This is a genomic window from Dolichospermum compactum NIES-806 (genome assembly GCF_002368115.1).
Taxonomy (GTDB): Bacteria; Cyanobacteriota; Cyanobacteriia; order Cyanobacteriales; family Nostocaceae; genus Dolichospermum; species Dolichospermum compactum.
The window spans coordinates 4,958,108-4,973,922 of record NZ_AP018316.1 but is presented as its reverse complement, the minus strand read 5'-3'; the positions used below and the strand labels follow the sequence as shown (position 1 = coordinate 4,973,922).

Annotated in this window: 16 protein-coding genes; 11 read left to right on the top strand and 5 right to left on the bottom strand. The window is 37.8% G+C overall.

Annotated features, from left to right (window positions below; all coding sequences use genetic code 11):
• Positions 1-345: 345 nt before the first annotated feature.
• Positions 346-1,008: a class I SAM-dependent methyltransferase gene (locus CA730_RS23105; RefSeq protein WP_096670898.1), complete on the top strand. Its 663-nt coding sequence runs from the start codon at positions 346-348 to the stop codon at positions 1,006-1,008.
• Between the two features lie 13 nt (positions 1,009-1,021).
• Positions 1,022-1,447: a DUF29 family protein gene (locus CA730_RS23100; RefSeq protein WP_096670896.1), complete on the top strand. Its 426-nt coding sequence runs from the start codon at positions 1,022-1,024 to the stop codon at positions 1,445-1,447.
• A gap of 82 nt (positions 1,448-1,529) precedes the next feature.
• Here CA730_RS23100 and CA730_RS23095 read toward each other — a convergent pair whose 3' ends face one another.
• The 3 genes from CA730_RS23095 to lepA form a co-directional block, all read right to left on the bottom strand.
• Positions 1,530-2,879, bottom strand: coding sequence for a (Fe-S)-binding protein (locus tag CA730_RS23095; protein WP_096670894.1), 1,350 nt, complete (start codon positions 2,877-2,879; stop codon positions 1,530-1,532).
• 59 nt (positions 2,880-2,938) lie between these two features.
• Positions 2,939-4,225: an FAD-binding oxidoreductase gene (locus CA730_RS23090; RefSeq protein WP_096670892.1), complete on the bottom strand. Its 1,287-nt coding sequence runs from the start codon at positions 4,223-4,225 to the stop codon at positions 2,939-2,941.
• A gap of 101 nt (positions 4,226-4,326) precedes the next feature.
• Positions 4,327-6,138 (bottom strand): translation elongation factor 4, encoded by a 1,812-nt coding sequence (lepA, locus tag CA730_RS23085; protein ID WP_096670890.1) that lies wholly within the window; start codon positions 6,136-6,138, stop codon positions 4,327-4,329.
• Between the two features lie 297 nt (positions 6,139-6,435).
• Here lepA and CA730_RS23080 point away from each other — a divergent pair, with 297 nt between their 5' ends.
• Both CA730_RS23080 and CA730_RS23075 read left to right on the top strand, forming a co-directional pair.
• Positions 6,436-6,672, top strand: coding sequence for a hypothetical protein (locus tag CA730_RS23080; RefSeq protein WP_096670888.1), 237 nt, complete (start codon positions 6,436-6,438; stop codon positions 6,670-6,672).
• Positions 6,673-6,846: 174 nt separating this feature from the next.
• Positions 6,847-8,553 carry an ATP-binding protein gene (locus tag CA730_RS23075; RefSeq protein ID WP_096670886.1) on the top strand — a complete coding sequence of 569 codons (1,707 nt, stop codon included), beginning with the start codon at positions 6,847-6,849 and terminating at the stop codon, positions 8,551-8,553.
• 18 nt (positions 8,554-8,571) lie between these two features.
• On the opposite strand, the gene CA730_RS23070 is transcribed toward CA730_RS23075, so the two are convergent.
• Entirely contained in the window at positions 8,572-8,820 is a 249-nt protein-coding gene (locus tag CA730_RS23070) for a TIGR02450 family Trp-rich protein (RefSeq protein ID WP_096670884.1), read from the bottom strand.
• Positions 8,821-9,439: 619 nt separating this feature from the next.
• Here CA730_RS23070 and bchL point away from each other — a divergent pair.
• The 7 genes from bchL (at position 9,440) to CA730_RS23035 (ending at position 14,589) form a co-directional block, all read left to right on the top strand.
• Positions 9,440-10,306, top strand: a complete 867-nt coding sequence (bchL, locus tag CA730_RS23065; RefSeq protein WP_039203628.1) for a ferredoxin:protochlorophyllide reductase (ATP-dependent) iron-sulfur ATP-binding protein — start codon at positions 9,440-9,442, stop codon at positions 10,304-10,306.
• A 26-nt stretch (positions 10,307-10,332) separates the two neighbouring features.
• On the top strand, positions 10,333-11,136 hold the full coding sequence (locus tag CA730_RS23060; protein ID WP_096670882.1) for a DUF5331 domain-containing protein: 804 nt from the start codon (positions 10,333-10,335) through the stop codon (positions 11,134-11,136).
• A 148-nt stretch (positions 11,137-11,284) separates the two neighbouring features.
• On the top strand, positions 11,285-12,688 hold the full coding sequence (locus tag CA730_RS23055) for a ferredoxin:protochlorophyllide reductase (ATP-dependent) subunit N (protein WP_027400715.1): 1,404 nt from the start codon (positions 11,285-11,287) through the stop codon (positions 12,686-12,688).
• A gap of 476 nt (positions 12,689-13,164) precedes the next feature.
• Positions 13,165-13,425, top strand: a complete 261-nt coding sequence (locus tag CA730_RS23050) for a DUF6972 family protein (RefSeq protein WP_231939921.1) — start codon at positions 13,165-13,167, stop codon at positions 13,423-13,425.
• The gene (locus tag CA730_RS23045; protein WP_027400717.1) at positions 13,394-13,642 is read left to right on the top strand and encodes a hypothetical protein; all 249 of its coding nucleotides are present in this window, start codon (positions 13,394-13,396) and stop codon (positions 13,640-13,642) included. The genes CA730_RS23050 and CA730_RS23045 overlap by 32 nt, the downstream gene beginning before the upstream one ends.
• 20 nt (positions 13,643-13,662) lie before the next feature.
• A complete protein-coding gene (locus CA730_RS23040) occupies positions 13,663-13,998 on the top strand; it encodes a DUF29 domain-containing protein (protein ID WP_231939920.1) in 336 nt (111 codons plus the stop codon).
• A gap of 402 nt (positions 13,999-14,400) precedes the next feature.
• Entirely contained in the window at positions 14,401-14,589 is a 189-nt protein-coding gene (locus CA730_RS23035; protein ID WP_027400728.1) for a hypothetical protein, read from the top strand.
• Positions 14,590-14,917: 328 nt separating this feature from the next.
• On the opposite strand, the gene CA730_RS23030 is transcribed toward CA730_RS23035, so the two are convergent.
• A complete protein-coding gene (locus CA730_RS23030) occupies positions 14,918-15,736 on the bottom strand; it encodes a GUN4 domain-containing protein (protein WP_157750049.1) in 819 nt (272 codons plus the stop codon).
• Between the last annotated feature and the right edge of the window lie 79 nt (positions 15,737-15,815).

The window sequence follows — 15,815 nt, the reverse complement described above, 5'->3', positions numbered from 1 at the left end:
TACGCTTCTAAAGGGATGAGGGACAGGTTTTTCGAGCAGCTTTAGAATCTTTACCATCGAAAATGTCTTGTGTACCCAAGTTCTTGAAAGCATGAATCATTTATAAACGTTGGTTTTACTGCTTTGAATAATTTGATAAATAAAAGTCTTATATATATGGGCGCACACTTTTTTACTCATAACATAAGCATAGTCGAAACTGAGAACTTTGTCAATAAATAAATTTTGAAACACGCTTTAAAACGAGTCGGGTTTAAAAGAGGATTTGGGGGTTGACATTTGATTTTAAATTTGTTATCATAGAACCGACAAGGAAGAACTATCATAAAATAATTAATATAAATCATGTCAAAACAGACCCTGGGTTTAGAACAAAACCTATATGATTATTTGCTTTCAAATTCCCTGCGCGAACCAGCTATTTTAACCCAACTGCGTCAAGAAACCGCTCAAATGCCAAGGTCCATAATGCAAATAGCTCCTGAACAGGGGCAATTCATGGCATTATTAATTAAGTTGATAGGAGCAAAAAAAACCTTAGAAGTAGGTGTATTTACTGGCTACAGTTCCTTAGTAGTAGCTTTGGCTTTACCCGCAGATGGTAAAATAGTCGCCTGTGATGTTAGTGAAGAGTATACCAGTGTAGCTCGACGTTATTGGCAAGAAGCGGGAGTAGCTGATAAAATTGATTTGCATATTGCCCCAGCGTTGGAAACATTAGATAAGTTATTAACAGCAGGGGAAGGGGGAACTTTTGACTTTGCGTTTATTGATGCTGACAAAAGTAACTATGATAATTATTATGAGCAATGTCTTGAATTAATTCGTCCCGGTGGATTAATTGCCATTGATAATGTGTTGTGGTCGGGTAAAGTTGCAGATACAGAAATACAAGATAATCAAACTAATAAAATTAGGGCGTTGAATCGCAAATTACATCAAGACTGCCGAATTACCCTGAGTTTAGTTCCCATAGCAGACGGATTAACCTTAGCGATGAAAAATTAGGAAAATCAACCAAATGGAAGAACTACTTACACTCAAAGAACTCCTGCACCAAGGCAATATAACAGAAGCCTTATTGATTGTCGAAGAATTAGAAGAAATGAGCAAATCTGATAAACTGAATAAAATATTTAGCTATGGCATCATTTTACTTCTACACCTAATTAAACAAGCTGCTGAAAACCGTACCACTAGGTCTTGGAATCTTTCTATTCGCAACTCTGTCAAACAAATTCAACGCAGTAATTCCCGTGAAAAAGCAAAAGGAACTTATTTGAGTGAAACAGAATTAGCAGCGACTCTAGAAGATGCTTATGATTTAGCATTAGAAAAAGCAGCAATTGAAGCTTTTGAAGGTCAATACGAAGCAGAAGAATTAAGCAAATTAGTTCAACAAGAAGAAATCATAAAAAAGGCAATGAACTTAATTTGGGAACGATAAATAAGATTCCCGACTTCTTTTTTATCTTATAAATAAATGATAAATTGATCTCAGAAGTCGGGGATATGGGTTTTATAATTTTCTAAATCTCCAACTTATCACCCCGAATTGCATAATCTAATAACTCCATTGGGTGCATAACAGAAATAGTTTTACCCTGCAAATACTTACTAATCTGCAAACTACAACCAGGGTTAGGAGAAGCAATTAAATCTGCACCAGTATTTAATAAATTCTGAGCTTTTTGTTTACCTAATTCCTCCGCAACTTCCGGTTGCAACATATTATAAACTCCCGCACTACCACAACACAAAGCCGCGTCTATAGGTTCTTTTAAAGTCACACCGGGAATTTGTTTTAAGAGTTGACGGGGTTGGACACTAATTTTTTGACCATGTAATAAATGACAAGCATCTTGATAAACTAAATTGATATTTTTATCAGTCAAAGGTGAAAGTTTAGCAGTTAAACCCACATTGGCTAAAAACTCCTGTGAATCTTTAACTTTAGCTGCAAATATTTTCGCTTTTTCCGCATATTCTGGATCATCTGCTAGAATATGAGCATATTCCTTCAAAGTATGACCACAACCAGCAGCATTGATAATCACAAAATCCACATTAGTATCAGCAAAACTATCAATCATTTGTCTGGCTAATATTTTCGCTTGTTCCGTTTGTCCTTGGTGTTCAGGAAGTGCAGCACAACAACCTTGAGAGTTAGGAATTACCACCTCACAACCATTTGCAGTTAAAACCCTGACTGTCGCTTCATTCACACCCGAGAAAAACAACCTTTGCACACATCCTAAAATTACCCCAACCCGATATCTTTTTTCACCCTTCGCCAGGATGATATCTGGCAAATTATCCTGAAAAGACCTAAGAGTAATTTCGGGTAAAATAGATTCCATAGCTGCTAACCGGGGAGATATAGCTTTAATTAACCCAGTTGCTTGTAATACTTTAGAAATCCCTAACTTTTGATAAACTAATAAAGGAAAAAGTAAAATTCTTAAAAGATCAGGATTAGGAAAGAGAGAAAAAATCACTTGTCGAACTAACTTATCAGGTAAACTGCGGTTATAATTCCTCTCCACCTGATGTCTAGTAGCCGAAATTAACTTATCATACTGCACACCAGAAGGACAAGTAGAAACACAAGCTAAACAACCCAAACAAGAATCAAAATGTTCAACAGTAGCCGTATTTAAAGCTATTTCCCCCTCATTAATAGCATCCATTAAATATATCCGTCCCCTGGGAGAATCCATCTCCTTACCTAATACCCGATAACTAGGACAAGTAGACAAACAAAAACCACAATGAACACAACTATCAATTAACTTAGGATCAGGTGGATGATTCTCATCAAAACCCTTCAAATTCTTAATACTAGCAGTATTATTAACAGCACCCTCTGAAACTTGCATTTCTCTTCTCCCTCTTCACTTCGTGTTCTTTGCGTCTTCGTGGTTCATTCTCTTAAATCTTAAATCCCACCCACAAAGCGACCAGGACTTAAAATAAAATTACCATCAAACTGTTTCTTAATTCCCCGCATTACTGCTAAACTGTTACCAATATCCCCCCAAACATCAACATTTTTCTTTAACTCAACAGATGCAGATAAAATACTTAAAAACCCAGAATTGGCTGTACATAAATTTCGCAAAGGCAAAATCTGCTCTTGATTTTCTAAACGCACCAAACCCAAACCACTGCTAATGTGAATTAAACCAAGTTCTATTTGATTGATAATCTCCACCGCAGCAGTTGGTAATACACCTATTTTGCAGATGATTGTGGATTCTGTAACATTAAAATGTATTTTTTCTGGTAATCGTTGCCATAAATCAGCTTCATTATTTCCTGAATAAATTACCCCATGTAAACCTAATTTTTCGCCAATTGCTAAAAGTCGTTTTGACTGTTCTTGAACACTTTCGCTAATAGTTTGAAAACGGGCAATTAAGCCTATTCCTCTACCCAAATCCAAATTAGTAACTAACTTACTTGATAATAAATCTGCTTGAGTTGGTGTTAATTCCGAACTTTGTAAAGTTCTCACTGCTTGGGATATGGCTTCAGGCTTACCAGTTAATATCACAGTTCCCGAAGTTTCAGGAATGGGATAAACCCGAAAAGTGACTTGGCTGATAATTCCTAAAGTACCGTAAGCACCAGTGAATAATTTCATTAAGTCGTAACCAGCCACATTTTTAACAACTCGTCCCCCAGCTTTAGCGATTTGTCCATCTGCGCGGATAAAAGTTATACCTAAAAGTTGGTCACGTACACCACCATAACGTTGACGCAGAGAGCCTGTATCAGCCGTAGCAACGATACCACCTATGGTAGCAGAATCAGGAAAAGCTGGATCAAGTGCTAAAAATTGGTTATGTTTAGCCAAAATCTCTTGAATCTGGGCAAATTTCATCCCTGCTTCCACAGTGACAGTTAAATCACCCATAGCGTGTTCTATGAGTTGGTTAATGCGTTCGGTGCTGACAATAATATCAATATTTTTAGCTAAACCACCCCAATTGATTTTACTACCGCTACCACAGGTTAGAACGCGCCATTGATGACTGTTGGCAGTGGTGATCACTGCGGATAATTCTGCTTGGCTATGAGGATAAATGACACAACTAGGCTGGCTTTTGGAGTCTATCCCTTGTTGGATATTATGCTGTTGGGTGGGGGTGAGATTTTCCCACGATATTATGGCGTTTTCGGTGCTGAGAATAGAAATTAAAGTAGATGCTATTGAATTCATCAGTCTATTTTTTATATCCTTCTTAATTAATTTAATATGAATTGTATTTTGCACAAGGGAACAAAGTCATAAAATTAGGGCGGGGAAACCCCGCCCCTACGTTAGCCTTTATCTAGGCGCAATACAGCCATAAAAGCTTCCTGGGGGACATCTACTGTACCTATAGCTTTCATGCGTTTTTTGCCTTTGGCTTGCTTCTGCAATAGTTTCTTTTTACGGCTGATGTCACCACCGTAGCATTTAGCTAACACATCTTTTCGCATAGCGGGGATATGTTCACTGGCGATAACTTTTGCGCCAATGGAAGCTTGAATGGGGACTTTGAATTGATGACGGGGAATTAGTTCTTTGAGTTTCTCCGCCATTGATCTACCGACATTGTAGGCTTTATCTCTGTGAACGATCATGGCTAGGGAATCCACTGGATCACCGTTAATCATGATATCCAATTTTACTAAAGGATTTTCGCGGTAGCCAATCAGATGATATTCCATACTGGCGTAACCGCGAGAACGGGATTTCATTTGATCAAAAAAGTCCGTAACAACTTCGGCTAAGGGCAATTCATAGGTGAGTGTGGTCCGTCCTTGGGTGAGATATTTCATATCTTTGAAGATACCGCGACGGTTTTGAGACAACTCCATTAAAGAACCAACGTAGATTTCGGGAGTAATCATTTCTACTTTAACATAGGGTTCTTCAATTCTGTCGCGCTCATTGGGGTTAGGTAAGCGGCTAGGATTATCAATGTACAGTTCTTCCCCTTTGATGGTGACGACTTTATAAACCACTGAGGGGGCGGTAATGATTAAATCTAGGTTATACTCACGTTCTAAGCGTTCCTGGACGATTTCCATGTGCAGTAGTCCCAAAAAGCCGCAACGGAAACCAAAACCCATTGCACTGGAGGTTTCTGGCTCATACTGTAATGCGGCATCATTGAGTTCTAGTTTTTCTAAGGCTTCCCGCAAGTCTTCAAATTGATCTGCGTCTATGGGGAACATTCCACAAAATACCATCGGATTGGCTTCTGCGTAGCCAGGTAAGGCTTCTGTGGCTTTGTTTTTGCATAGGGTAATGGTATCTCCTACTCTGGCATCAGCTACGGCTCTAATGGCTGCACCTAAATAACCTACTTCTCCGGCATGGAGTTCTTCAACTGGCTTTTGGGTGGGAGAGAGTACGCCTAGTTCATCAATGACATATTCTTTACCGGATGCCATTAAGTAGATGCGATCGCCTTTTTTGACAGTACCATCCATGACTCGGAAATAAACAATTACACCCCGGTAACTGTCATAGTAACTATCAAAAATCAGCGCTCGCAGGTTTTCATTCACAGTGTCAGCGGGTGGGGGAACTCGTTCGACAATTGTTTCTAAAATCTCAGCAATGCCAATTCCCTCTTTCGCTGAAGCCAAAATTGCGCCACTGCAATCTAAACCAATAATTTCTTCAATTTCACCAATTACTCTTTCTGGTTCTGCTCCTGGTAAATCAATTTTATTTAAAACTGGGATAATTTCTAGATTACTCTCTAGAGCTAAATACACATTTGCTAGGGTTTGTGCCTCTACACCTTGGGACGCATCCACAACTAACAATGCTCCTTCACAAGCTACAAGAGAACGAGACACTTCATAGGAAAAGTCTACGTGACCAGGAGTATCAATTAAATTGAGAACGTACTGCTGACCATCTTTGGCAGTATAATTCATCCGGGCAGCTTGCAGCTTAATTGTAATGCCGCGCTCCCGTTCCAAATCCATGTTATCGAGAAACTGCTCTTTCATCTGTCTATCTTCTACAGTCCCAGTAGCCTGTAGCAAACGATCAGCGAGAGTGGATTTCCCGTGATCAATGTGAGCAATAATACAAAAGTTGCGAATGCGATCTGCGGGAACGTCAGTCATATACCATCTTTGCTCTAAAGCAAACCAAAGTGAAAGCTATTTACTTCATGTATTTTAATGCTTTCTGAGGTAATAAGGGAAGAGGGAAGAAGGAAGAGGCAAAAGGCAAGAGGCAGGGGAGAAATTTTCTTCTTTCTTCTTTCTTCTGAACTCCTGACAACTTACGCTATTATTTAGAATCTATTTCTAGCTCCTAGTGTTGATGACTCAGCAGTTTACAATTGAATAGACTCAATTATAAATATCACAACTGCTGGACAACAGTTTCAATAAAACTATTTCATAGTATTTAAACCCATGAATATGCAAGAACAACCCAATAGTGCGGATAAAAGACGCGCTGAAAAGACAGAAATCGCTCTGAATCTAGATTCTGAATTAATAGAGCAAATTCAACATCTGACTAATGATCCCAGTAAGGTGATTGAGGTAGCTATCCGTCAATGGTTACGGGGTGATTTTAATAGAGATGATGAGTTAACACGTACTCCTCTACGGACACCTGTTCCCCCCCGTGGTGAATGGAATGATTAAAGTGACTTGACGAGTATCAACTAATAATAAGAAATGTAAAAATTAATGCCTTAAATGCCAGAAAAGTCAAAAATCCACCCTTGAAAAATGTAAAACCTGTAAAAGTTTATGCCAGAATTTAATTAGCTTTAGTATAAGCACGGTGGGAAGCCTTTTGTCTATCCAACTCGATTAATGACTATTAGTGCCAATACCCAATTTCCGAATTTAATCGCTCAAAATCTGGAATCTATTAACCTCATGAGCGATCGCTCATCAGCAACTCTGGGAGCAGAGTTAATATATACTCAAGATGCCTCTGGACGCTATTTGACTTTTTATTGGCAACACAGCGAATACCTAGGGGGTGATCCCCAGAAAATAGTTGATGTCCTCAATGAAAATGATAGCTTTGCTCCAGTAGACAAGGTTGTTTATCTAGAACATTTACACCGGATTTTGAGCAGTTCCGTGCCGGAAAGGGTGAAATGCTGGTTTAAATGCCCAAATATTGAATTATTAGAGTTGGAATTGACAATTACGCCGATTCTGCCGCAATTTGGTCAGCCAACAACTACAGTTTTGGTAATAGGTAGGTTATTGCCATCAAACATTAATTCTCAAGATGTGAATCAGGCACTTAAACCGCCAACAGCACTTGAGTTAGCCTTACGATTGCAGCGACATCAGAAGTTATTAAACAGAATCACCAAAAATATTCGTCGGACACTGGATTTAGATGTGATTTGGCAACAAACAGTTGATAGCTTGGGAAAAAAACTCAACTTAGAACGCTGTATTATTTGCCCTTATCAACCCGCTAATACCAAGGTTCGGGTAGTTGCTGAGTATCATCAACCAGAGCAAATTTCTATTCTTGACTCAGAAATAGATATATCTTCTGAGCCGGCTTTTGCTCAAGCATTAGCGACTTTAGAGCCTGTGGTGATGGCAGTTTCATTTAACCACCAATCTCCACAGTCTAAAGCTCTGGTTGTTGCGACTTGTTACAAAGACAAAGCTAATGGTTTAGCTGCTCTTAGTTTTGTTGATGAATGCCATCCACTAACACAAGCAGAATTAGAATTAGCCAAGGAAGTGGCAGATCAGTTAGGAACAGCGATCGCTCATGCTACTTTATATCAAGAACTAGAAGAATCCCGACAAAAGGCGGAAGAAGTTTCTCGCCTAAAAAGCGAATTTCTGGCTAATGTCTCCCACGAAATTCGGACTCCTCTCAATGGCATGATTGGCTTCTTAAAGCTAATTATAGAAGGAATTACAGATGATGCTCAAGAACAACATGAATTTATTTTAGAAGCTCATGAATTATCTTTGCATCTGTTAAATATCCTCAATGATATTTTGGATTTTGCTAAAATTGAAGCAGGTAAAATGGAGTTAGACTGTTCACCAGTCAACCTCAAAGAATTATTTGATGACGTTGAAGGCTTTACCCGTCAGCAAGCGGAGATGAAAAATATTAGTTTTCAGATGGAAATGCCGACAATTTCTGATGCAATTATTGTTCAAGGTAACTATAAGAGATTATTACAAGTAATGCTAAATTTGGTAGGTAATGCTATTAAATTTACCCATGAAGGTGGTATCACTATCAGTGCCGATTTAATACCCAAAAGACACCCTACAACAGTTAAAGTCCGCGTTGTTGACACAGGTATCGGTGTTTCCTTAGATAAGCAAGATAAACTGTTTCAATTATTTTCTCAAATTGATGGTTCTCGGACTCGTCACTATGGTGGTACAGGTTTAGGACTCACTATATCCCAAAAGCTCATAGAAGCAATGGGTGGTGAGGTACATTTTTATAGTCTAGGTGAGGGACTCGGTTCAACGGTAACTTTCACTGTGCCACTGTATCAACAACCATTGATGGTTTAGGTCATTGGTCATTGGTCATTATTGGTTTTCGATAGAGTTTATTTCTTGTAGGGTTTGCCAGCCGGCGTACCATTGGGAATTATCTTGTAATAATTTCGCATTTAACCAAAATCGCACTTGAGGGTCACAAGCTGCTACCATCTCCGCATATACCCATTTACCCTGATTTTTGCGGTTAACAACCTGAAAATGTCGCCAACCATCAACTTTTTTCTGTGCAGTCCATTTAGAACCCAGTAAGTAAGGAAATTTTTGTTTTTTAGTCATTTGTCAGTTGTCATTGGTTAAGAACTTTCTTATCTTCCCTGTTCCCTGTTCCCTGTAAAGTTTTATATCAGATATTTTCTAATTTAATAAATATTTACTAATCCAGGAGTGATGGCAACAAAGAGGGAAGCGATCGCTCATAAAATTTCTTTACTGCCAATTCTACTCCTGAATCAGAATACCCGATTAACCTGATCCCCAAATCGTACCTTTATTTTCAACCCATTGTTGACAATGCTTTTCTGGTTGCACACACCGTAAATACCCGCAATATCGTCAATGATCACAAGCGTAAGCAAATCTTATGGAATAAATAGACTTTTATCTATTGCATTTTTTTTGTCTTTTGAAACTATTTTTATAAAAATAAAATATTAAAATTTAAAAAAATAGAACTTTTAGCTTTTTAAGATTAATTAACGGTTTATTATTTATAAATTAAAATATTTAATCACTTAATCATCTGATATCAGCACTTTTCAGATTCCAGTCCCCTTTCCTTTCTAGAGAATTTGCACAATAATGGCACTCAAACACCTCACACATCCCCCCATCAATCTAGATACAGGTAAATGTTTGAGCTAAGAGTTTGTTAAGAAACTATAAGAGAGGTACAACAATGAAACTAGCAGTTTACGGAAAAGGTGGAATCGGCAAATCTACAACCAGTTGTAATATCTCTGTAGCTTTAGCTAAAAGAGGTAAAAAGGTCTTACAAATTGGCTGTGATCCGAAACATGACAGCACCTTCACCCTGACTGGGTTTTTGATTCCCACCATTATTGATACCTTGCAAGAAAAAGACTATCACTACGAAGACGTTTGGCCAGAGGATGTAATCTACAAAGGTTATGGCGGTGTTGATTGCGTTGAAGCAGGTGGACCACCAGCAGGTGCCGGTTGTGGTGGCTATGTAGTTGGGGAAACAGTCAAATTATTAAAAGAACTTAATGCTTTTGATGAATACGATGTAATTTTATTTGATGTCCTTGGTGACGTTGTTTGTGGTGGCTTTGCCGCACCGTTAAATTATGCAGATTATTGTCTAATTGTTACAGATAATGGCTTTGATGCCCTATTTGCAGCCAACCGGATTGCCGCTTCCGTTCGGGAAAAAGCTCGGACTCATCCCTTGCGTTTAGCGGGATTAATCGGTAATCGTACCTCCAAGCGGGATTTAATTGATAAATATATAGAAGCCGTGCCTATGCCTGTTTTAGAGGTATTACCTTTAATTGAAGATATCCGCGTTTCCCGGGTCAAAGGCAAAACTTTATTTGAAATGGCAGAGTCAGATCCTTCTCTGAGCTATGTTTGCGACTATTACCTGAATATTGCTGATCAAATTCTCGCTCAACCCGAAGGGGTCGTTCCCAACGACTCTCCTGATCGTGAACTTTTTTCTCTATTGTCAGATTTTTATCTCAATCCAGTAAAAGTTAAAGCTACAAATGCTGAAGAGGAATTAGACTTGATGATTGTATAAAACATTTTACCTCTCAGGATGGACTTATGCCTTTCTTTGATAGTTTTACCGATTCGATCAAACAAAAGTGGCTGCAATTCTTTCAAGTCAATCGTGAATGGATTAGGCTCCAAATGACTGTTGAATCAGTTTATACCCCTGATGGCGGCAAGCGTCCGTCTTCCTACCTCATCCTGGGAGTCATCAATGCTCTAGAACCAAAATTAGCCCAGCTAATGTTCCCCTTTGCCAAACTGAATCCAGATGCGGATATTTTAATTGAAGTTCTGGATTTGCATTTTGACCCTGATATTGCCCTTGGTAATCGTCTGGTCCCCACAGTAGAACCAGAAATGTACTCTCGTCCGTCGGCTGTGGTGGCAGATATGCCTGAACCAGAAGCGGAATCTTTCTCAGTCCCTGGGATCAATCTGAATAATTTGGAAACCGAGACGCAAGCTACTTGGGCTATGGATAGAGATCATGAAGAATTTGGTGGTATTTCTTTATCTGATGAAGGTGACTCAGAAGCATCATCCGGTTTAGAAGCAATGGGTGATTTCGGTCATACCTCCTTTGATTCGATGTCTTTAAGTGATGAAGGCACTTTTGGAGAGATACGTGATAATGCTTTTGGGGAAATGACCGAAAATGCTTTTAGTGGACTGAATCTATCTGAGGATAATTCTTTGGATGAACTGAATACATCTGAAGAAAATGGATTTGATGATGTAGTTTCGGACATCTGGGGGGATGAAACTTCTCTGCAAAATGGTGACGACAATTTGGAAGAACTGCCATCTGAAGTTTTTAATGAATCAGAAATGGCTCGTCTCTTCCCTAACAATTAATTGTTGAAAGCATTGAGAATAGGGAACAGGGAACAGGAAGTAGAGTGTAAGAGATCAAAATTTTCCCTCTTCACCAATTACCAATTACCACTCCCTAATCCCCAATCATTTGCTTTCCAAGTTAAAAAAATAAAGGGAGAATATTAATATGACTGTTGCTCAACAGCCTGAAGCTTTAAATTTTGAATGTGAAACCGGAAATTATCACACTTTTTGCCCTATTAGCTGTGTGGCGTGGTTATATCAGAAAATTGAAGATAGTTTCTTTTTGGTAATTGGCACGAAAACCTGCGGTTACTTCCTCCAAAATGCGATGGGGGTAATGATTTTTGCTGAACCTCGCTATGCTATGGCTGAGTTGGAGGAGGGAGATATTTCGGCACAGTTGAATGATTATGAAGAATTAAAACGTTTGTGTGAGCAAATTAAACGCGATCGCAATCCTAGTGTAATTGTCTGGATTGGTACTTGCACCACCGAAATTATTAAAACCGATTTGGAAGGTTTAGCACCTAAGTTAGAAGCTGATTTAGGTATTCCCATTGTTGTCGCCCGTGCTAACGGACTCGACTACGCATTTACCCAAGGAGAAGACACTGTGTTAGCCGCTATGGCTCATCGTTGTCCTGAAAAGTCTCCAGTATCGGAAACTGAAAAAGGCGAGCGTAACGCCATTCAGAAGCTGATGAATTTTGGTAAGAAAAAAGAAGACATCGCTCAAGATGAATCTGAGTATGTAAATCATACACCTTTGGTGCTGTTTGGTTCTTTACCTGACCCAGTTGTCACCCAATTAACCTTGGAACTGAAAAAACAAGGTATCAAAGTTTCTGGGTGGCTACCGGCAAAACGGTTTACAGAATTACCTGTGATTGAAGAAGGGTATTATGTCGCTGGTGTCAATCCTTTCCTCAGCCGCACTGCTACAACCTTAATGCGTCGTCGCAAGTGTAAACTCATTGGCGCACCATTCCCCATTGGTCCTGATGGTACTCGCGCTTGGATTGAAAAAATCTGTTCTGTATTGGGAATTACTCCCCAGGGTTTAGATGAAAGAGAAGCGCAGATTTGGGAAAACTTAGAAGAATACGTGCAATTAATTCGCGGTAAATCTGTGTTTTTCATGGGTGATAATTTATTAGAAATTTCCCTAGCGCGGTTCTTGGTGCGTTGTGGCATGACTGTTCAAGAAATCGGCATTCCTTACATGGATAAACGCTATCAAGCTGCTGAGTTGGCTTTGTTAGAAAAAACTTGTCAGGAAATGGGTTCACCTTTACCAACGATTGTTGAAAAGCCAGATAATTATAATCAAGTTCAACGGATTTATGATTTAAAACCTGATTTGGTAATTACTGGTATGGCTCATGCTAATCCATTGGAAGCACGGGGTATTAATACTAAGTGGTCTGTGGAATTTACTTTTGCACAAATTCACGGTTTTGGTAATGCGCGTGATGTTTTGGAGTTGGTAACTCGTCCTTTAAGAAGGAATAATAATTTGAAGGATTTGGGTTGGGATAAGTTGGTGAGAGAAGAAGCAAAGATTTAGTATTTTGGTAATTTTTAAGGGCGGGCTTTCGGGTTCGTCCTTTTTTTTGCACGCAGAGACGCAGAGGCGCGGAGAGGAAGATGAGATATGGTGAATGATTAAAACAGGACTTACGCAACTGGCACATTGGTAGGGTGCGTCAAATATCAACAATCTGTTTATTTGCAGGATTTATGCAGTCTGACGCACCCTACAACAGATTTTTGGTGTGACACTTGCGTAAGTCCTAGTTAATTAATTTCTTAATGCACCCTATCATCATTCTCTCATAAAATTAATACCCGTCATTTATTTAATCTATTACTATTAACAATTCTCAATCAGTCTGATTCAATAACATCTTCATTATTGCAGTACACATATACTAATAATTAGCGATCGCTGTGCCAGTTGCGTAAGTCCTGAGATTAAATGAGTGGGATAGAGAGAGAAATAACTCTAGACATATTGCCAAGCATCTCCCAGACACACCACAAATGCAAAGATTATTGCAGCGAGAAGGGTTTGTTCATGTCTTTAACGATGAAGCAACAATGCTCAGGGTAGCACAAGCCATAATAGAAAATGGCGAGTTCACGGGTATCATTCGTAATAATGAACGATATGGACTCTATTTTGCCAGCGCAATTGGCTATAGAATAGATATTAATGGCAGTCAAATTCCTCTGCATTATGGTGAAATAAAAGTCACTGGAGATAAATATCATGTCATTCCCCGCACCCGACCTAGCCAATAACTGGCAGTTTACAGAAATATGGGTTGACCCTACCTCTGTACCACCCTACATTTTGATGTTGCTTGGTGATGATAAAAATAATTTTTGCATTTTAGATCCTACAGAAAATTACAAAATTATTTTTGCTTGTTCCAGTTATGAAGAAGCAAAACTTTGGCTACTTGAGGATGAATATGAGCGTGTGGAAGGTCGAGTTTTAGCAGAACAGGTAGCTTAATTTATTTAGCAGGATGCTATATGAACCATCAACTATATGAACAAGATTTTAATCTTTGGAGAGAAACTCTCATTACACAAATCAAAGAAAAACATTTTCATGATATTGATTGGGAACATTTACTATTAGAACTGGATGATATGGGTAAATCGGAAAAACGGTCTTTCTTGAGTAATTTAACAATTTTAATTGCTCACTTACTCAAGTTAACTGTTCAAGCTGATGCTCCTGAAATGATGAAAGGAAGTTGGTACAGTTCTATTACTGAACATCGTTTTAGAATTAAAAAAGATTTACAAGAAAATCCTTCTTTTAAGAATTATCTGCATGAAGTAATTTTTATAGCTCAAATATAATTATCAGGTTTGTGACTCAAGATGATGAATTACAGTTTCAAAAAAGTAATTTTCGAGATTTATTAACTGAATTTATGATAGTTTATTGAGAGTGTTAGGAGAAACATTTATGAAAATTTGGTCTTATTTAGTAGTTTATGTAGTTTTTTTAGTGCAATTAATACTGTAATTTTACTTGCAAAAGCTGAGAAGGTTATGAATATTATATTACCTTGCTTAACACACCCTACGTAACCGCAAATGTAGAGAATTAAGAAGAGTTGCATCCTCTATAAATCATTGGGTTGATAATATAAAAGTCAGAACTAATTGACGAGAATTTCTACTTCTTGTGTCGTTTTTTAACACAGAAGGTAGGGAGGGTTCTTTCAGTTTTCAGTAGAAATTAAAGGGGTATCTGTTATGAAAGAATACATGAGTATTTTAGAGGGATTAGTTGATCAGTTGACACTAGCGGCAATTTTAGAGATGCTAGAGCGAATATGCCATAAAAAAGCGGAAAATCTGAGAACTCACTGGAATGATGAAGAATCTGCAAAACTGTGGGATAAAGCAGCTAGACAGATAGAAAATATCAATGTTGATATTTAAATGTTACGAAAAAAAACTCCTAGTTGATGGTTATTTTCAGTTAATGGAAATAACCAACTTTTAATTTTGTGGATAAATAATTACCCCAAAAAGCCAGCGAGTAGTAGTGGTAATAGTATCAAAGCAGACCCAATTAGAACCAGGGTGGCTGGATCAATTTTAATGTGGTTCTTTTGTGGATTACGCATTTAGTGAAGTTCCGAAAAATAGTTATTTTAACACAATCTGAATTCAATAATTATCTGAGCAAAACTAATTTAAGATTTTGAGAACAAACAAAGATATCTGTATTCTTGGTTTGTTCCCTACCCCAAATATAGCATTTATTTTATTTACAATCATTCATGCGAATAAATATCTTGTGATAACAGCCTACTGCTTGTCCAAACCAAAGCCTATCTAAATTTCCCACACAGGCTTTTGCCAAAGACGTTCCTACAGGTTTGGGTAAATATCCTATGGGGGTATCTGTGGATAATTGGAAATGAGATTCTATATGGGTTATATTTTCTGGGTTCCATCCTACTTTTTGACGAAATTTCTGATCTATTTTATAATTAAAATTGATTTGACCATTATTTTCTTGGTTCCAAATTTTAGTTTGGACACTAAAACCAAATCTATTTTCACTAGCATTTAACCACAAATTGTCTATATTCTGTAAAGCTTCACAAGGAAAAGTTTCAATAGCTCTGGTACTTAACCAATTATTATTTTCTCTATTAGTGATTTTCAACATTACTGATTGTGTTTCTTTCGCAGCATCTTCCCAATTTTTAGCTTGTAAATATTGACTCAATTGAGTATAATTCTCTTGTCTATGCTGAGGATGCCAATAAATCCAATTTTGAATTTGATAGGATGAAGAAAAAGATAAAAATGGAAGTAAGCATATTATAATTAATATCAAATGTCTAGTTATGAAAGCAATTAATTTATGAATTTTTTGGTAATAGCGTTGATTCTTTGTTAGTATAGCCAGAAACTGGGAAATTTGTTTCATATCTTCATCTACAAACAAATATATGAGGAAGAATGGTAAACACAAAAATACCAAAGTGATGATAAAATTCCCAACGGGATTATTAATAATTTCTGGTGTGAGAATAATTAGAGGTATTGTAAAATATACTAAAGTCCATACCAAAAAAAGCTTGCAAATTAAAACAAGCAACTTAAACAAGAATTTGTTAACTATCAAAGATTTAATCATACTCTATATATTT